Raw genomic sequence first — 19,013 nt, 5'->3', positions numbered from 1 at the left:
AGCGTCGTTACAGATCCCTTGCGGCCACCGGCCACGCCTGCCAGGCCGGCGAAACGACGCGAGGGTAGGTCTGGCGGTGGAGTGGACGCGGGACAGTCGCTCGGCTGCCTGACTGGTGAACTTCGGTATGGCTCGGCGCCTCGGGCTTTGACTCCTTTTGCGCTTTGATCGGTCAGAACGGCTCAAACCGGCAAAGACCGGCACCGCCTCGGCTAGCCTCCCGGCATGACCGAACCGTGGGTGTCTGCCGATGTGATCGCCGAGCACCTCGGCGTCACCAAGGACAGCATCTACACGTGGATCGCCACAAGGGACATGCCCGCCCACCGCGTTGGACGCCTGTGGAAGTTCAAAGTCACCGAGGTGGACTCCTGGGTCCGCGGCGACGACGAGGCCGCTGAAGAGGATGAGGGGGCGGTCGGCTCTTGAGGATCATCGACAACGTGAACGACCTGCTGGGCGACGACTTCAAGAGCGAAATCACGCCGGGCGCGAAGGTGCGCATCGCTGCCTCGACCTTCTCGATCTTCGCGTTCGAGGCCCTCCGCAAAGAGTTGGAACAGGTCGGGGAGCTGGAGTTCATGTTCACTGCCCCGTCCTTCGTGACGACGAGGGTGACCGACAAGCTCCGCAAGGAGCGGCGCGAGTTCTTCATCCCGGCTGCCGGGCGCACGGAGTCGAGCCTGTACGGCTCCGAGTTCGAGATCCGGCTACGCAACAAACTCACCCAGCGCGCCATCGCCCGCGAATGCGCCGACTGGGTGCGCCGCAAGGTCACATTCCGCTCGAACGCCACGGGCAACCCGATGCAGCAGTTCGCCGTTGTGGACGACCGCGCCGCCTACATGCCGCTCCAGGGCTTCACCACGGCCGACCTCGGCTACGAGCCCGGCAACGCCGTCTCCAACATGGTCCAGAAGATCAACGCCCCGATGGCGGCGCAGTTCCTCAGCCTCTTCGAGCAGATCTGGCACAACCCCGACCAGCTCGAGGATGTGACCGACGCCGTTCACGAGCACATTGCGAGCGTGTACGCCGAGAACTCGCCGGCACGCATCTACTTTCTCATTCTCTACAACCTCTTCAGCGAGTTCCTCGAAGACATCAGCGAGGATGTGCTGCCCAACGACCGGACCGGCTACCAGGACACGAAGGTTTGGCAGAGCCTCTACAACTTCCAGCGCGACGCCGCCGTCGGCATTATCAACAAGCTGGAGACCTACAGCGGCTGCATCCTTGCCGACAGCGTGGGACTGGGTAAGACGTTCACGGCCCTCGCCGTCATCAAGTACTACGAGTTGCGCAACAAGGCCGTCCTCGTGCTTGCGCCCAAGAAGTTGTCTGAGAACTGGACCAACTACAACGCCAACCTGACTACCAACATCTTCGCCGGCGACCGATTCAACTACGACGTGCTCGCCCACACCGATCTCTCGCGCACGCGCGGGGAGTCGATGGGCCTCCGGCTCGACCGGATCAACTGGGGCAACTACGACCTGGTCGTCATTGACGAGTCCCACAACTTCCGCAACGCGGACTACGCCGAGGAGAAGGAGTCGCGTTACCAGCGGCTCATGCGCCAGGTCATCAAGGAGGGCGTCAAGACCAAGGTGCTGATGCTCTCCGCCACCCCGGTCAACAACCGCTTCAACGACCTGAAGAACCAGCTGCAACTTGCGTACGAAGGAGAGTCGGAGAACCTCTCCCAGCACCTGAGCATCTCAACCAGTGTTGAGAAGGTCTTCCGGGATGCGCAGAAAGTCTTCAACGAGTGGTCCAAACTCGACCCTGAGGAGCGCACGACCGATCGCATCTTGAAGATGCTCGACTTCGACTTCTTCGAACTGCTCGACTCAGTCACAATCGCCCGGTCACGGAAGCACATCCAAGCGTTCTACGACACCTCGGAGATCGGCGCCTTCCCCGAGCGTCTCCCTCCGCAGTCGGTGCGGATGCCGTTATCGGACCTCCCGAACGTGCCGAGCTCCAACGAGATCTTCGAGCAGCTTCAGGTGCTCACGCTCGCCGTTTACACCCCTTTGGCTTACGTGTTCCCGAGCCGCCGGGAGAAGTACGAGGACCTCTACAACGTCAAGGGCGGCACCGCCCGAGACAATCTCGGCCAGTTCGGCCGCGAGCAGGGACTCAAGAAGCTCATGACGGTCAACCTGCTCAAACGGCTCGAGAGCTCAGTCGAGGCCTTCCGGATCACGCTCGACAAGATCGAGAGCGCCGTCAACCAGACCTTGACCCGTTTGGAGAAGCACTCCGGCGCCATGTCCGAACTCGACATCGACCTCGATGAAATCGACTTCGACGTCGATGACGCAGATGACGCCAACGTCGAGGCCCTCTCCATCGGGACGAAGATCAAGGTCGACCTCGCCGATGTCGACATCGAGTCCTGGCAGCGCGACCTTTGGAACGACCGCGAGACCCTGCGCGAACTGCTGGACGAGATGCGCAAGATCACCCCTGACCGCGACCTGAAGCTCCAGGAGCTCAAGCGCATCTTGCTCGCCAAGGTCGCTCATCCGATCAACCCCGGTAACAAGAAGTCGCTGGTCTTCTCCGCGTTCGCCGACACCGCGAACTACCTCTACCGCGAGCTCGCGCCAGCCTTCGAGCAGCACGGCCTCGCGAGCGCCATCGTCACCGGTGGCAGTCACGCTGCCATGACGACACTTGGCACGGGCTACGACTTCCAGCAGGTGCTGACGCTCTTCTCGCCCAGGTCCAAGCAGCGTCACCTGACCATGCCCAAGGAGACAGCTGAACTGGACGTGCTCATCGGTACCGACGTCATCAGCGAGGGCCAGAACCTCCAGGACGGCGACTACCTAGTCAACTACGACATCCACTGGAATCCCGTACGGATCATCCAGCGCTTCGGTCGCATCGACCGCATCGGGTCAACGAACAGCCAGATCCAGATGGTGAACTTTTGGCCCGACATCAGCCTCGACGAGTACATCAACCTCAAGGAACGCGTCGAGAACCGCATGGTGATTGCCGACCTTGCCGGCACCGCCGACGACAACGTGCTCACCCTCGAAGGGAGCGAGGCGGCCTTCCGCAAGGAGCAACTGCGAAAGCTCCAGGATGAGGTCATTGAACTCGAAGACGTGCGGACGGGCGTCTCAATCACTGATCTCGGGCTCAACGACTTCCGGATGGATCTCCTCGGCTACATGAAGGACAACGAAGCCGTGGCGACAGCGCCGAAGGGACTTCATGCCGTTGTGCCAGCAGACCCGGCCAAGGGGCTCCGTCCAGGAGTGATCTTCGCTCTCCACAACATCAATGCAGATGAGCACATCAACCGCGGAAACCGCCTCCATCCGCACTACCTCGTCTACCTCGACACCGACGGCAACGTGATCGCCGACCACACCGAGGCCAAGCACCTTCTCGACTTGCTGCGAGCGGGGTGCCGCCCGTACGACGCGCCCGTCAGCGAAGTCACCCGCATCTTCAATGACGCAACCAGCGAAGGCGCCGAGATGGGCAAGTACTCCGAGCTGCTCACCAGCGCGATCCGCACGATGATCGACGTCACCGACGAGCGCGACATCGACAGCCTCTTCACATCGGGGCCGACGACGGCTCTGACTCAGTCGATCGCTGGCATCGACGACTTCGAGCTCACCGCCTTCATCGCCGTGGTCGACCCTGCCGAAGATCACGCATGACGGACGTCCTGTACCGCTGGCCCGATGGCGCGAAGTTCGGCAGACCGGTCCCGAAGATCAAGTTCTACGAGAAAGGCGTGGTCTCGTCGTCCACCAAAGACAGGTTCGTCGCAGAGGTCGAGCGCATCACCTGGGCCTACAAGCTCGCACCGGCCACGATCAACCTGCCCGGCAGTGACTCAGTGCCCGAGATCCAGGTGTTCGTCCTCGACGCCAAGGGCACAGATGTCAGCGAGGTCGTGACAGTCGCCATCGACAAGGCCATCAAGCAGCCGATCATCTTCGAGATCGTCGGCGCTCTGGGCATCCGGACAACGGCGACACCCAAACAGGTAGACGGGGCGAACTCCAAGCTCGGCGCCTACTACTCAACAGGCTGGATTCCCACGGACTCCACGAGGGAACCGCTGCCGACGGCCATCAACCTCGCTGCCCTGTACGGGGCGTTGCTGGCGCCGCTCACGTCGGTCGCCGTGCACCCGGGGGAAGAAGTGTCGGATGTGGCCGCCAGACTGGATACCGTGCGCCGGCTCGAACGTGAGGTCGCATCACTTGAGCGGAAACTCCGCACCGAGCCGCAACTCAACCGCAAGGTCGAGCTGCGGCGTGCCCTGAAGACGAAGCAGGCCGAGCTCTCGGCGCTGAAGTGAAAGACGAAGGAAGAACGTGGAAAAGCTGACGATGACGTCCCCAGACCTGACCGGCCGCAACATCGACGCGATCGCTGGGCTCTTCCCTTCCGTCGTCACCGAGGTGCTCGATGATGAAGGTAACCCCAAGCGAGCGATCAACTTCGATCTTTTGCGTCAGGAGCTTTCGGACGACATCGTCGAGGGGCTCCAGGAGCGTTACCAGCTCGACTGGCCCGGCAAGGCGAAGGCGGCTGCGGCGGCGAACCAGCCCCTTGCCAAGACGCTGCGCCCCCTGAGGGAGGAGTCCGAGGATTTCCAGAGCACCAAGAACCTATTCATCGAAGGCGACAACCTCGAAGCCCTGAAACTTCTCCAAGAGTCCTACCTGGGGAAGATCAAGGTCATCTACATCGACCCGCCCTACAACACGGGCAACGACTTCGTGTACGCCGACTCCTTCGCCTCGACGAAGGACGAGGAACTCAAGGCATCGGGCCAGGTAAGCGAAGAAGGGGTTCCTCTCGTCTCTAATCCCAAGGCGAACGGCCGCTACCACTCCAACTGGCTCACCATGATGTACCCGCGTTTGAAGCTCGCGAGGAACCTGTTGGCCGACGATGGCGTGTTGATCGTGTCCATCGACGAGAACGAGCATGCGAACCTCGTGAACCTGGGCTCGGAGGTGCTCGGGACCGATTCGTACGTCGGGGAGATCGCACTAAAGAACAGCAGTAGAAGCGACCAACGATACATTTCGATGCAGCACGAGTACATCGTCTTCTTCGTGAAGAACAAGACCGCCAACCCCGGTGAATGGACAGAGAAGAAGGGGGGGCTGGACCGCATCTACGCCGCCTTCGATGGATTCAAGAAGCAGTTCGGCGAGGATTGGGCCGCGATTCACGAGGCTGCCAAGGATTGGTACAAGGGATTTGCCCCCTCGGACCCCGTCTACGCAAGCAAGCACTACAACCGGATGGACGAGCGGGGCATCTACTTCGCCGACAACATCTCGGGGCCGAACGACGGCCAATATGTGTACGAGGTCCTTCACCCAACTACGGGGGAGCCGTGCAAGGCACCGGCACGCGGCTGGGTCTTCCCTGAGGACTCTATGAAGCAACGCATTGCGGAGAACCGCATCCACTTCGGCCCGGACCACACCACCGTTCCCAACCTGAAGACGTACCTCCGCAACACTGAATACCAGAGCCTGACCAGCATTCGGTACGTGGACGGACGCGCCGCGTCGAAGCGTCTGGCGACGCTGTTCGGCGAGAAGGTGTTCACGAATCCCAAGGATGAACTCCTGCTGCGCGACATCTACCAGGCACTCGGAGTGGGCACCGGCGACATCATCCTCGACATGTTTGCCGGCTCCGGTTCCGCTCTCCACGCCGTCTGGGAACTCAATCTCGCCACGGGATCGGAAGCGTCCTTCATTGGGATGCAGGTGGCCGAGGACCTCAACGAGTCGGTCAAGACCGCCAAGGGTGCCGCGAAGCAGATCACAACCAATGCCATCAAGTCCCTGACTGCCCAGTGCAAGCCTGCAACCGTGGCGGAGATCGGCAAGGAACGCCTCCGGCTGGCGGGGGCGAAGGTCAGCGAGAAGGCAGCGACTCTCGACGTCGGTTTCCGAAGCTTCCGAATCGACACATCGAACCTGGCAGACGTGCTTCGCACCCCTGATGAAACCGACCAAGCCATGCTTGACGGTCTCGAAGACAGCGTGAAGCCAGGCCGGTCCGGCGAGGACCTGCTGTTCCAGGTGTTGCTGGATTGGGGTCTTGAACTGGCCATGCCGATCGCTGTGGAGACGATCGAGGGCATCGAGGTCTACGCGGTCGAGGAGGACGCCCTCATCGCGTGCTTCAGCAACAAGATTACCGACGCGCTCGTGCGGGCTATCGCAAAGCGTCAGCCACTCCGTGCGGTGTTCCTCGACTCGGCGTTCGCGTCGGACGATGCTCGCATCAACGTAGAGCAGGTCTTCCGCGAGCTGTCGCCTGCCACTGATGTGAAGGCGATCTGAACCTGTGAAGCTACAGTTCAAGGTTCAGCAGTATCAGACCGACGCCGTCGAGGCCATTGTCGAGGTGTTCGGCGGCCAGCCAAATCAGGGTGGCGTCTCATACCGCGTTGACCCTGGCAAGGCGACACCCAGCGCGGGCGCGGACCAGACCCTGTTTGCTGACTACGGCTTGCGAAATGCCGAGATTGCTCTGAGCCCCAAGCAGTTGCTGGAGAACATCCAACAGGTCCAGAAGATCCGAAACCTAGAACCATCGATGGCTCTGGCCACGAGTGCAGCAGCCCCCGGTGCTCCCAACCTCTCGATCGAGATGGAGACGGGGACCGGAAAGACTTACGTCTACATCAAGACGATGATGGAGCTGAACAAGCGCTACGGCTGGAGCAAGTTCATCGTCGTGGTGCCCTCCGTCGCGATCCGCGAGGGCGTGAAGAAGTCCTTCGACGTCACGGCCGAACACTTCCAGCAGGAGTACGGGACGAAGTCCAGGGCTTTCGTCTACAACTCGTCCCAGCTTCACGAACTGGAACGGTTCAGCTCCGACGCAGGTGTCCAGGTCATGATCATCAACATTCAGGCCTTCAACTCATCAGGCAAGGACAACCGGCGAATCTACGAAGTGCTCGACGACTTCCAGTCGCGCAAGCCGATCAATGTCATCGCAGCCAACCGGCCGATCCTGATCATTGACGAGCCACAGCGGTTCGGCGAGGAGTTCAACGTCAGCAACGGCAAGGCGAAGAAGGCATCGACTTCGTTGCAGTCACTTTCCAACTTCAAGGCATTGGCGGTGCTTCGCTACTCCGCGACGCACAAGCCGCACCACGAGTACAACAAGGTCCACCGCCTCGACGCCGTCGACGCGTACAACCAGAAGCTCGTGAAGAAGATCGCGGTACGAGGCATCAACGTCCGAGGACTCGCTGGCTCTTCTGCGTACCTCTACCTCGACGCAATCGAGATCGCCAAGGGTGCTAAGCCCAAGGCGCGGGTGGAGATCGAGGTGCAGACGAAGGGCGGCCCCATCAAGCGAGTCCTGAAGCGCCTCGACCACGGCGCCAACCTTCACGACGTCTCCGGTCGCATCGAGGCATACAAGGGCCTGTTCATCACGGCGATCAACGCCAACACGGACACGATCGAGCTCAGCAACGGCGACGTCATCAGCGCTGGTGACCTGTGCGACAAGGACGTCACGGAGCAAATGAAGCGCCGCATCCAGATCCGAGAAGTCATCCGCTCACACATCGATAAGGAGCGCGCCCTCCACGCCCAAGGAGTCAAGGTGCTCTCGCTGTTCTTCATCGACGAGGTGGTGAAGTACCGCGACTACAGCCGTGAGGACACCTTGGGAGAGTACGCACGCATCTTCGAGGAGGAGTACGCCGCAGCCGTCGACGAGGTGCTTGGCGAACTCGAACTCGACGCCGGGACCAAGGCCTTCCAGGACTACCTGTGTCGGGACAAAGTCCGAGAAGTGCACGGCGGCTACTTCTCCATCGACAAGAAGACCGGGCATCAGGTCGACCCCGAGACGACGAGCTCTAAGGACGAGGGAACGTCAGCGAAGAACGCCAGTGACTACGACCTGATCCTCAGGGACAAGGAGAGCTTGCTCTCCTTCGGCACGAAGTTGCGCTTCCTGTTCTCGCACTCAGCGCTACGCGAGGGGTGGGATAACCCCAACGTCTTCGTCATGGGCATGTTGAAGCGGAGCGACAATACTGTGTCTCGCCGACAGGAGATCGGCCGTGGCCTTCGTCTCTCAGTGGATCAGAGCGGCGAACGCATGGACAACCCCATCACCGTCCACGAGATCAACCAGCTAACCGTCGTGTGCGACGAGTCCTACGACGAGTTCGTCACCGGCCTTCAGAACGAAATCGCTGCGACCCTCTCGGCTCGCCCGCGCCAGGCGAGTGAGGGCTTCTTCAAGGGCAAGACCATCGAGACGCCCGACGGACCGACCCAGGTCGAGGAGAAGCTCGCCAAGGCGATCTACGCCTACCTCATCAAGAACGACTACATCGACGACGAGGGCCTGGTCTCTCAGCAGTACATCGACGACAAGGCGGCCGGCACCCTCGCCGAGCCGACATCGGAGGTTCTCAAGCCCGTCATCGATTACTGCTGGCCCTTGATCGACTCGCTCTACCTCGACCTGCCCAAGCCGACCGATGACCGCAAGCCGAAGAAGATTCCACTCAACGAGAAGAACTTCGCCAAGAAGGAATTCCAGGAACTCTGGAGCCGCATCAACCACAAGGCCGTGTACCAGGTCGAGTTCGACTCCGCCGAGCTCGTGAAGAAGTGCATCGCCGCTCTCGACAAACACCTGACGGTAGCCGCGCTCCAGTACGTCGTCCGCTCGGGCGAGCAGAAGGACGCGCTGGACGCGGGCGACCTCGCCCTGGGCGCGGGCTTTGACGTTTCCGCCTCGAAGACGCATACCGAGACAGTCTCGGCAGGGTCGCAGGTCGCATACGACCTTCTCGGCGAGATCACCGAGAAGACCCAACTCACCCGCCGGACCGCCTCTGCGATCCTCCGGGGCGTGCAATCCGGGACCTTCGCCAAGTTCAAGCTCAATCCTGAGCAGTTCATCACCGAGGCGGCTCGCATCATCAACGAGCAGAAGGCCACAGTGATTGTCGAGCACCTCACCTACGACGCTCTCGACGACCGTTTCGACTCTGCCATCTTTACCGAGAACCAGACGGCTCAGGACCTGACCAAGGCCGGCGACAAACTCAAGAACCACATCTACGACTACGTGGTGACCGACTCCAAGGTCGAGCGGGCCTTCGTCAGTGACCTCGACAAGGCCGATGAGGTCGCGGTCTATGCCAAGCTACCCCGAGGCTTCTTCATTCCGACGCCTGTAGGCGACTACAACCCTGACTGGGCGATCGCCTTCAAGGAGGGGTCTGTCAAGCACGTCTACTTCGTCGCCGAAACCAAAGGCTCGCTCTCCACCCTGCAACTCAAGGGGGCGGAGGAGGCCAAGATCGAGTGCGCGCGGCGCTTCTTCGCGTCGCTGGACCAAGGGGCCAGTCAGGACGTCAAGTACGACGTGGTGACCGACTTTGCCGAGCTGATGTCGCTCGTCACGGCGTAGGAAGTCAGACATGTCTGATGAGACGGCAGCGGTGGAAGATGCGCAGCGGGCCGCCGAACCCGACCCCCGTGAGGTGCTCGCGGCGTGGGCGAACGAGCAAGACGAATGGGTGCGGGCGACCGTTCGACGCGTCCTCGGCTCCGGACGTGCGTTGTCGGGGGATGACCTCGACGCGATCTACTCCCTGTTCCGCCAGGAAAAGGGAATCGACGACCGCACGCTTCCCACCGAGACGCCGCTGGCGGTCGACCTTGCGGAAGACGACGCCGAGCTTCCGCTGGTCCTGACGAGGCTTTCGGAGGTCACCGGGGTCAACGCGATCGTCCCCGGTTCGGTCATCGAGCCACACGCTGGCATCACGATCCTGTTCGGCGAGAACGGCACCGGCAAGACGGGCTACTCGCGGATATTCAAAGCGCTGGCTGGCAGCCGCACCGCTGACACGATCCTCGGGAACGTCGCCGTCGAAGAAGAGATCGCTCAGACCGCCAAGGTCGAGTACGCCCTCGGTCCCGACGCGAAGATCTTGGAGTGGGCGGGTGAGCAGGGAGTCGCCCCGTTCACGCGTATGTCGATCTTCGACAGCCCCGCGGTGAACTTCCACGTCGACGACGACCTGGAGTACGTCTACGTGCCGACGGTTCTCTCGTTGTTCAACCATGTGAACACCGCGTTGAAGGGCGTCCACGATCGGATCGACGAAGCGATTCGGGAGCTCGCAGCGGGCTCAACGACTCTCCTGAGCCGTTTTCCGAGAGAGTCAACCATCTACCCCCTCGTGGAGACGCTCGGCGCCTCAACCGATCTCGCGGCGCTCGACGCCCGGGCGGACCGTGGGTCCGACGTGGACCAGCGGATAGGCGTCCTGCGGCGCGCGGTTGCTGCGCTCGAAGCGGACACCCTCACGGCGCAGATCGCCGAGCGCGTGCGGGGTGAGCGAGTGCAGACTCAGGCAAGCAAGGCTGCCGCAACGCTCGAAGCGCTGGATGTGGAGAAGCTCAACTCGCTGTATGTGCGATTGGCTGAGTTGCAGCGGGACTACCGCACGTTCCGAACGGAGCTCTTCGCGGCCGCGGACCTTCCGACAGACCCCGAGGAGACGTGGGATGCGTTCGTGACAGCGGGCGAGGGGTATCGCGCGCACCTCGACGCCCTGGGTGTTCATGACTCGGGCAGGTGTCTCTACTGCCGTCAGCAACTGTCTGACCCAGCCAAGGCGCTGGTCGCCAAGTACAGCGAGTATCTGACGGACAAGATCAGCTCGGACATCGCAGAGGTTGAGGACGGCATCAGCACCCTCACCGGTCCGATCCTCGCCGTCGCCGTGCCCGACGTAACGACCTTCCTGGTTGAGCACCAGGACCAGCAGGAGAAGCCGCCGGCCTACGCCAATGTCTCGGCGATCCATGAGGCAGTCGCATCGGTTAGAGCCGCGATAGGAGCGGGAGCGCCGCTCGACGAATCCGTTGTCGAGGGCGTGCCCACCGTCCGGGCTGCCCTGAATGCGTCCCTCGCGCTCCTCGCCGAGGAGGTCGCTGACCTGAGGATGCAGTCTGAGAACCGATCCGACGCCCTCAAAGAGAAGAAGAACGAGCTGGCTGAGTTGATCGCCGCCGGGGAGTTGGGCAAGTCCTGGCCGACGATTCAGGCGCAGGTCGAACGCGCGAAGGAAGCCGATCGACTTCGGGTTCTCGGCGGGAAGTTCGCCGCCTTGGGGCGCTCGGTCACGGAACTCGCCAAGGCCGCCAGCGACCAACTCGTCAACCAGAACTTCGAGGTGCTGTTCACGGAGGAGTGCAAGGCCCTCCGCGCGCCGGAGCTCAGGGTCGAGTTCGTCGGCCGCCAAGGTCGTGCTCACCGACGCAAGACCCTTGGCGGACGGCACAAGCCGTCCAAGATTCTCTCCGAAGGAGAGCAAAAGGTCTTGGCGCTTGCCGACTTCCTCGCCGAGGCGCGGCTTGCAGGCATCACGGCACCCGTCATCTTCGATGATCCGGTCTCCAGCCTCGACCACCGTCGAATCAACGAGGTCGCGAGACGGATCGCGAGCCTCGCTGACGGCAACCAGGTCATCGTCTTCACGCATGACATCTTCTTCGCGGCGACCCTGCTGTCGCTGTTCGAGACGTCGAAGCGCTGCACGTACTTCCAGATCACTGACGACGAGGGCAAGGGTCAGGTAACGCGGGCCTCTGGGCCACGCTGGGACTCACTCGGCAACCTCAAGACCAATATCAACAAGACCATCGAGGCCGCGCGGGCGGTCGACGGCGAAGCCCGCGCTGCTTTGGTTCGTGAAGGCTACGACTGGATCAGGGCGTGGTGCGAGGTCTTCACGGAGATCGAGCTGCTCGCCGGCGTCTCCCAGCGGTATCAGCCGAACATCCGGATGACCACCCTCGCGAGCATCAAGGCTGGCGCGCTCCCTGCCGCGTCGGAGGTCGTGACCCGCATCTTCGAGGACGCGTGTCGCTACATCTCTGGACACTCCCAGCCCCTGCCGACCTTGGGCGTCGCACCCACGCTTCCTGGGCTGGAAGCGCACTGGAAGGAGCTCCAAGACGCCCGCAAGATGTACCTGGAGGCAACGGGATAGCGCGCGGGCGCGCAACCCTCGGCGGCCGATGCGAGATTCGAGGACGCCGTCATCGCTGCCCCAATGACTGAGATGTTGTCGTGGTTGCAGATGGTTTGCTCCCAAATAGGCCGGCGCTCCTGAGCTCGCGAGGCGCCCTCGTGGCTTCGATCTTCTGCTGTTGAAGTAACACGTGAGCGGGACGCCCGGACTCGGCAGGTCCCGAAGTCCCGCCCGCCGCGCGCGTGTTCGTCAGGACAACACTGATCCATTCCTCCGCTGCGCCGTTCGGGATACCGGCAGCCGGGTGCGATGAAGCCACGATCGCACGGCTACGGCCGCGGAAAGCCTGGCGCGTTTGCCGCCGCTCGTAGCCTCACTGAGCGGTTCGGCGAGGTCCGGACCGCCGACGGTCCGCACCCCGGCGGACACCGACGAGTTTCAAGGTGGCAGGAGGAAGAACCGTGATGGGAAGTCCTGACGCGTCCTCGCCCGACCGGCTCACCGGTCAGCGAGTCATGCGGCGTCTCTGGGAGATCGATGACCTCCTCCGGATCGAGGGCATGGTCGCTATCGCCCCAGCCGACGGCTCGTTCACGCCGAGGAATGACCGTCGTTTGAATATCTCGGGGGAGGCGCTGGCGTACCTGCTTGCGCTGGGTGTACTCCAGCGCGCGGCGTTCTTCGAGTACTTCGCTGGTCCGTTTCCTCCTCCGACCGAAGAGACGCCGAAATGAGGCCCGCCGCACGTCGCTGGTGCGACGCGCGGCGAGCTTGGCTGGGTCCGGCTGCCTCAGGCCGCGATCTCGACCTCTGACTCGACAAGGCGCTTCCAGGTCGGCCGCCCGGAGGCGAGCTGAGCCAGGACCCGTGCGACCACGTCTACAGGCTCGCCGAGGTCGACGGCCACGGTATCGACGTTACGGTCAGGGTCGACGGCCAGACGGCTGGCGATCCTGACGAGCCGGGGGTCCGGGCAGGTTGGGAGGCCGAAGTAGCGGCTGTCGAATCCGAGCCGCTCGGCGAGCGCCAGACGGACACCGCGGGCGTTGGTCTGCTGGATGGCAGCGAACGGGACGCCGTCGAGGAGCTGCTCGATGGTGTGGTCGACCTTGGCGTCGAGCTCGGCGGCTGCGCCGTCGCGGTACTCGCCGTGGAAGGGGGCGCTGAACTCTTGTCCGCCGCCCGATGTACGGATGGTGCCCTGCCAGTGGGTGATGGAGCCGGCCGTGTCGTGGACCCGGATGGGCGTGCGGGTGATCGTGTCGATGGTGATGGCGCCCTTCCAGAGGTCGTTGTAGGTCGTGTCCTCGGGGTTTCGGAGGCTCTCGACCATGCGCAGCAGCAGAGTGGAGTGCAGCGGCGCGTTAGTGCTACGAGCGGCGGTGATCGCGTTGTTGAGCTGGACGTTGAGCTGGGCCGCGGCGTCGCGGGCAGGCTGGACCTGCGTGGAGTCGTGCTCGTTGTACTGCCGGTTCACCGCCTCGAGGGCGGCGCCGGTCAGCAGCGACTGGCCCTGGTCGTTGGTGCGGGTGAGCTGAGCGAGGAGGTTCTGGCCGTGAGCCCGAGCTGCTCGACCTTGAGTTCGGCGGCGTAGTGCTTGCGGCGCAGCGCCTCGACCTCGGGAGGGTCGTGCTGGACCAGCGGGATCAGGAGCTGGTCGGCGTGCTCCGCGAGCGCCTCGGCGATGCTGTCGGCGAGCACCTCGTGCGGCAGCGCGGGGAGATTCACGCCACCGCTGATGCCGGCCTCGGCGGGACGGAAGACGTAGGCCGGGCCGCTTGCCCTGCGGCTGGCCGGAGCCGAGCGCAGGGGGACAGGGCCAGCCTCGGTGTTGACGGTCACCCCGGTGAGGCCCTGCGTGGCGGGACCGCCGCCGGTGGTGCCTTCGAGGAAGGCGTCGATGCGCTCGAAGTCCTCCTTACTGGCCCAGCGCAGCCCGTCGGGCGGGAAGCAGCCGGTGATGACCAGGTCCTCGACGTCCTTGACACCGAAGCGAATGTGGAGGTCGCCGGTGCGGTAGAACTCGAGACGCTCGATGATCGGACGCATCACCCGGCCGTACTCGCCTTTCACCAGCTCCGCAGTGAAGGTGGTGCTGGGGGTGTTGTCGAGCCGCAGGCGGTGGGTGGAGAACCCCTGTTCGCTGAGGGCGCGGCCGACGTCGCTGATGACCCAACCGGGGCGGCCAAGGTTGGCCAGCGCGAAGCGGACCAAGGCAACCTGGTCGACGCGGACCTTACGGTTCTTGAACCGCGGCTGGCCGTCCTTGCCCGGCTTCTTGCGGGGGACCTGGACGTCGGTGAAGACCTCGGGCAGGCCGAAGAGCACCTCGTCGGGCGTGGGGTAGGTCTCGGATGGGGTGTCGAAGTGCAGCTCGGCCTTGCCGCGTCCGCCGTTGCTGGCGCGGCGCCGCACGACCATCATCCCGGCGGGTGCGACCTGGGCGACGCCGTACTTCACGATGCCGTTGACTGACATGTCGGTGTCGGTGTTGTCGCGCTGACCGTCGCGCGTCTTCTTCGGGATCTTCCCGGCCTCCTCGGAGGAGTCCCGCGCCTTCAGCATCGCCATGATGGCCGCGAGGTCGCCGGCCTGGACGCCGTCGAGACCGTCGATCATGGTGATCTTGAGGTGCTTGCAGATGTGCAGGGTGTTTGCGACGAGGAGGTCGGTCCGGAAGATCCGGTCCAGCCGGTGGAAGACCAGCTGTCCGGGCCGGATTGTCTTGAGCTTCTCGTTGAGCTTCTCGTTGAGCTCGTCGAGGTAGGGCTGGGCGAGTTCCTCGTCGAGCTTCTTGCCGCTACCGGTGGAGACGAACAGGTAGACGTCGTGGGCCAGGCGCAGGGTGAGGTACTCGTTGGTGAACTTCTTGCCGGTCTCGGAGTCGAAGCTGTTGTGGCGGACCGCCTCGGTCTTGAGGAGCCGGACGATCTCGGGGACGGGCGGGATAAGGTGGCGGATGTCGCGGCCGGTGTGCTTGAAGACGTCCTCGGCGACGCGGTGGCACTCGTTGGCGACGTCGTTGCGGGCCTTGCGGCTTTGCTGCCCGGAGTTGCGGGCCGCCATCAGCAAGGGACGGTCGCTGATGAGTCCGGAGCTCGCGCTGGGCAGCGAGAAATCAGGTGCGGTGGGCTTGTGGAACACGGTCATTGCGGCTTCTTTCTGCTAGGAGGGTGAGGATTGTGCTGATTGGCACGTCTGGTGACGTTGATCGAGCAGAACGTCAGGAGGCGTCGTATTCGTCGGAGTCCTCGACGGGCGTGATGACGAGTTCGTAGGCGTCCGCAGGAAGCCGTCCCTTCCAGACGCCCCGGATCAGGTCGGCGGGCGAGAGTTCGGTGCTGGCGGCGCCCTCGGAGCCGACTGCGAACCGGAACTTCGTCCCCGGGACCGGAGCGTGGGGATGGCGGCTGTCGGTTTCGATGCCGTCGGTGGATGAGGGGAGCAGGCCGCTCGGGCGTTGGATGGAGGGGGTGTTGTCCATGCGAGGGCACCGTCCGGGGCGCGGCTCCAAGCGCAACCGTCTGCCACGGGCGACGCCTGACTCTTGAGCGGTGGCACGGCGGCGTCAGTGCTCCGAAGGGAATGAACGGGCGCTTAGGGAGACCCGCAGCCGCTCAGCTGCCGGCTGCTTGTGACCACCGCCGGGGCCCTCATTCCGCGCCTGTCTAGGTCGAGAGCCAAAGTTGCTGCCCCGGGCGTGCGCGATCGCTCGTGCCGTGCGGTCGACGTGGTGCCAACCGATCCGGGGGCATACGTCGCTACCTCATTGCGTGGGCCGCGGTCGCGTGCACGGTCCTTCGTGGGCCACCTGTGGCCTCCGCTGACGCGGGGGCATCCGGCCCTCAGCGCAGCGGAACACCTCTTGGAGTTCCACATGAGCAGCAATCGATCGCGGTCGCCCGAAGGGTCGACTGGGGACGGCCGCGACAGCGCCTGGTCGGGCCGCCGGTACACCGGCGTTCACACCCGGAGCGCGGAGGGTCAGCGATGACCCTCACTCACCTTGCCAAAGGGCTGCCCGAGATCCGGGTCGACGGCGACGTCGTCCACATCCGCGACCTCGTCGTGCCCCACCCCGAGGCCGCCGGTCTTCTTAGGGCACAGCTGAATGACGCCGGGCCGGAAGTCGCCGCTGACATCGTTCGGAGGGCTCTGCCGATCGGCCTGGTCGCGCTGAACCTCTCGAGCTCGGCGGTGGACTCGGGCGCCATCGCCAGGACGCTCAGTGGCTTCGCGGATCTGATCGACTCCCGGGCGACCGCGGCCATTCATGAGCTCGAGACAGCGATGGGCCGGGTCAGGCAGCAAGAGCAGGGAATCGCAGAGACCGCGCGTCTCGTCCTCGGTGGCCTGCCGAAGCAGGTCGACGCTGCCCTTGCCGGGCAGTCGGACAGCGTCCGAAGCGCCGTCGTGGAGGCGGCCCGGTCGGTCCAGGACAGCGGCCTGCAGCAACTGACCGCGGCATTGGGCCAGCACTCCGCAGCGATCCAGAAGGAGCTCTCCCTGGACCGCGAGGGACCACTGCGCAGCCTGCGGCAGGACCTGCTGAACCAGCTGGATGGCGCTCGCCGCGAGCTGAGTACGCAGCTGACCGAGGTCCGTGCTCTGGTCGAGGCGGCCCAGGCCGCGAAGGTCGCGGGAGCGAAGAGCAGTCGAGCCGTGGGCGCTGACATCGAACGCGATCTGATGGCGCTCTGCAACGAGGTCGTCACTGCGGCGGGGGACCTCTTCGAGGAGACCGGCAACCAAGCTGGCGTGAACGGCAGGCGCACCGGCGACGGGGTGGCCACGTTGTCTGAGCTCGTGTCCGGTCCTGGGCGAAGGGTCCGCATCGCGCTTGAGGCAAAGAGCCGAAGCCGGCCGATGTCGGTCAAGGCGCTCCGCCAGGAAGCGGCTAACGCATGCGCTACGCGCGAGGCGGACGGTGTTCTCATCGTCGTGCCTACCCGGGCCGAGGTGCCCGGGCAAGCATCGCTCTGTCGTCTCGACACCACTGCGTACGTCGTCAGTGCGGAGGACGGTGGGGAAGTCACGTCGTGGAGCTACCTGGTGCTTCGCGAACAGGTGGCGCTTCTGGCGCGCCGAAACACCGCCGACACCACGGTCGACCTGTCCGTCGTCGAGGCTCGCATCACCGCGGCTCTCACGAGCATCGGTGAACTCGACGAGGTCGGCAAGTACGCCAACCTCGCAAGACAGAACCTCGATAAGCTCATCGTCAGCGGCCGGGGCACCCAGCAGCGGGTCCGAGATGCACTAACGGACGTACTCGCCGCGCTACGGGCTTGAATGATGGGGAGGGACGCCGCAGCGTCCCTCCCCATTTGCTCATCGGACTAGGTGGGGTCGAGGCGCTGGGCTACCGCAGCCCGTCACCACAGCTCGAGTCGGGCCGCCTCCTCGAGGTGCCCGGGCGTTGACTGGCGGAGCGATCGCTCCGTTGTCGGCCCAATGGTGCACGCTTGCGGCGTGACGCAGCCGCCTCAAGACCATCGTCCAGAAGCAGGTGAGAACTCGACGGGCAGTTGGCACCCGATGTACGAGCGGATCGGTCCGTTCTACGACTCGAGTGGTGCGGCCGATCGGCTGGGCGTGGACGAGGAGGCCCTCGCGGCGCGCCGTGAGGAGAGAACCCTGCTGGCCATGCGCACTGGCTCGGGGGAGTGGCTTTATCCGGCTTGGCAGTTCACGGTGGAGGGGTCCGGTACATGAGCGACTAGGGCCTGTGCTCGCAGCCCTGCGTGGGCTCGATGGGTGGCTGGCGGGCACCTGGATCGTCAACGAGCATCCCGACCTCGGCGGCCTGTCCCCGCGGAAGGCGTTGGCCAGCGGCGTGAACGTGGCGACCGTCGCACGGCTGGCGCAGCACGATGCATCGGTCCTCAACGCGTGAATCCGTGCCCCAACTTGGGGCCGGGTTCGGGCGCGCTTCGGCCGGCGAGTGAGGCCTCGAGCCGCTTACTAGTGACTTCGATGTCGAGGTCATGGCCCTTCGCGGGAGTCGTCGGCCGCCGGTGTCAGGATGTCGTCGGTCGTGGCCAGGAGTTCGGCGAGCGTTCCTTCCCAGCTGCTAGCGATGGAGGTAGCCACCACACGCCGCAGACTCCCGACCTCCGTGAATAGGAGGGCGGCGAGCTCGGCGGCGTTGTGACGCGCCTCCGTTTCAATGTCGACGACAACGAGGCGCTTGAGCATTGGCGGAATGTTCGGGTCGAGATGATGAGCGAGGGCGGCGACGGCATCGCCGTACTCGCAGCACGCCCAGAGAAGACCGTCGAGTTCCTCGCCCATGGCAGCGATGAGCCAGTCCTGTAGAGCGGTGTTGGCCGCCTCGAGATGCCATCCCGTCAGCGCAGGCTGGGCCGCGGAGATCCAGATGGCCCCGCTTGGCATCACCCGCACGCCGGTCAGATCGTGGTCATGCACCTGCCCGGTGGGCCCCGCATAGGTGAATCGTCCGCGAATCAGTCGTGCTTGCCCGTCGAGGGTCAGTTCCACGGTCGCGCGGCCGTCGGAATGAGTTGAATCGCTGTTGGCAAGGGCGTTCACCACCTCGGTGCGGGTGATCCGGTCCAGCAGCCGGAAGAGGCGGCGCATCTCGGTGTGGCCGTCAGGGATCTCGAGTTGCTCCGCTGTGAGATCGACGAGCCAAGCCGACTCCGAGGGAGGCTCGATGACTGGTTCGGGCTCAGAGCTCATCGAAAGACCCGAGTGGATTTGCAGCTAGCAGGTCTCTAGCAGTTCGGATGAGTTCGTCCGGGCTGTGATGCCAGCCGCCATTCAACAGGTCGACAGCAACGCGGCGCAGCTCGTGGTCAGGGATGTCCAGCACGGCGACCTCCAATCGGGCCTGCGCCATGTACGTGTCGTGGCGAGCGTGCGCAACTTGATCCCGGAAGCGAACCAGCCTGCCTGACTCCAGGCGGTGTCGGGCATCCCGACGGCAGATCGAGAG

Annotated in this window: 14 protein-coding genes; 10 read left to right on the top strand and 4 right to left on the bottom strand. The window is 64.0% G+C overall.

Annotated features, from left to right (window positions below; all coding sequences use genetic code 11):
* Positions 1-225 precede the first annotated feature (225 nt).
* The 7 genes from OSR43_RS15685 (at position 226) to OSR43_RS15655 (ending at position 12,789) form a co-directional block, all read left to right on the top strand.
* Positions 226-429, top strand: coding sequence for an excisionase family DNA-binding protein (locus OSR43_RS15685; RefSeq protein ID WP_302267569.1), 204 nt, complete (start codon positions 226-228; stop codon positions 427-429).
* 14 nt (positions 430-443) lie between these two features.
* Complete coding sequence (locus OSR43_RS15680; protein WP_302267568.1) at positions 444-3,692, top strand: SNF2-related protein; 3,249 nt, start codon at positions 444-446, stop codon at positions 3,690-3,692.
* Positions 3,689-4,342, top strand: a complete 654-nt coding sequence (locus OSR43_RS15675) for a DUF4391 domain-containing protein (RefSeq protein ID WP_302267566.1) — start codon at positions 3,689-3,691, stop codon at positions 4,340-4,342. The genes OSR43_RS15680 and OSR43_RS15675 overlap by 4 nt, the downstream gene beginning before the upstream one ends.
* Before the next feature lie 16 nt (positions 4,343-4,358).
* Positions 4,359-6,359 carry a site-specific DNA-methyltransferase gene (locus OSR43_RS15670; protein WP_302267565.1) on the top strand — a complete coding sequence of 667 codons (2,001 nt, stop codon included), beginning with the start codon at positions 4,359-4,361 and terminating at the stop codon, positions 6,357-6,359.
* A gap of 4 nt (positions 6,360-6,363) precedes the next feature.
* On the top strand, positions 6,364-9,477 hold the full coding sequence (locus OSR43_RS15665) for a type III restriction-modification system endonuclease (protein WP_302267564.1): 3,114 nt from the start codon (positions 6,364-6,366) through the stop codon (positions 9,475-9,477).
* 10 nt (positions 9,478-9,487) lie between these two features.
* Entirely contained in the window at positions 9,488-12,073 is a 2,586-nt protein-coding gene (locus OSR43_RS15660; protein WP_302267563.1) for an AAA family ATPase, read from the top strand.
* Positions 12,074-12,519: 446 nt separating this feature from the next.
* A complete protein-coding gene (locus OSR43_RS15655; protein ID WP_302267562.1) occupies positions 12,520-12,789 on the top strand; it encodes a hypothetical protein in 270 nt (89 codons plus the stop codon).
* A gap of 56 nt (positions 12,790-12,845) precedes the next feature.
* Here the strand turns inward: OSR43_RS15655 and OSR43_RS15650 are convergent, their stop codons facing one another.
* The 3 genes from OSR43_RS15650 to OSR43_RS15640 form a co-directional block, all read right to left on the bottom strand.
* Positions 12,846-13,532, bottom strand: coding sequence for a hypothetical protein (locus tag OSR43_RS15650; protein ID WP_302267561.1), 687 nt, complete (start codon positions 13,530-13,532; stop codon positions 12,846-12,848).
* Positions 13,533-13,552: 20 nt separating this feature from the next.
* The gene (locus OSR43_RS15645) at positions 13,553-15,205 is read right to left on the bottom strand and encodes a hypothetical protein (RefSeq protein WP_302267560.1); all 1,653 of its coding nucleotides are present in this window, start codon (positions 15,203-15,205) and stop codon (positions 13,553-13,555) included.
* 73 nt (positions 15,206-15,278) lie between these two features.
* Positions 15,279-15,539 (bottom strand): hypothetical protein, encoded by a 261-nt coding sequence (locus tag OSR43_RS15640; RefSeq protein ID WP_302267559.1) that lies wholly within the window; start codon positions 15,537-15,539, stop codon positions 15,279-15,281.
* Between the two features lie 506 nt (positions 15,540-16,045).
* On the opposite strand from OSR43_RS15640, the gene OSR43_RS15635 reads away from it, so the two are divergent.
* The 3 genes from OSR43_RS15635 to OSR43_RS15625 all read left to right on the top strand — a co-directional run bounded on the left by OSR43_RS15635 (position 16,046) and on the right by OSR43_RS15625 (position 17,951).
* On the top strand, positions 16,046-17,347 hold the full coding sequence (locus OSR43_RS15635; protein ID WP_302267558.1) for a hypothetical protein: 1,302 nt from the start codon (positions 16,046-16,048) through the stop codon (positions 17,345-17,347).
* A 180-nt stretch (positions 17,348-17,527) separates the two neighbouring features.
* Positions 17,528-17,770: a hypothetical protein gene (locus OSR43_RS15630; protein ID WP_302267557.1), complete on the top strand. Its 243-nt coding sequence runs from the start codon at positions 17,528-17,530 to the stop codon at positions 17,768-17,770.
* Between the two features lie 13 nt (positions 17,771-17,783).
* Complete coding sequence (locus OSR43_RS15625; RefSeq protein WP_302267556.1) at positions 17,784-17,951, top strand: hypothetical protein; 168 nt, start codon at positions 17,784-17,786, stop codon at positions 17,949-17,951.
* An 89-nt stretch (positions 17,952-18,040) separates the two neighbouring features.
* On the opposite strand, the gene OSR43_RS15620 is transcribed toward OSR43_RS15625, so the two are convergent.
* Positions 18,041-18,757, bottom strand: a complete 717-nt coding sequence (locus OSR43_RS15620; protein WP_302267555.1) for a hypothetical protein — start codon at positions 18,755-18,757, stop codon at positions 18,041-18,043.
* Positions 18,758-19,013 lie beyond the last annotated feature (256 nt).

The sequence above is a fragment of the Nocardioides sp. Arc9.136 genome (assembly GCF_030506255.1).
In the GTDB taxonomy this organism is placed as follows: Bacteria; Actinomycetota; Actinomycetes; order Propionibacteriales; family Nocardioidaceae; genus Nocardioides.
Note: the sequence above shows the minus strand (reverse complement) of the source record. Positions and strands in the feature narration are given on the sequence as shown.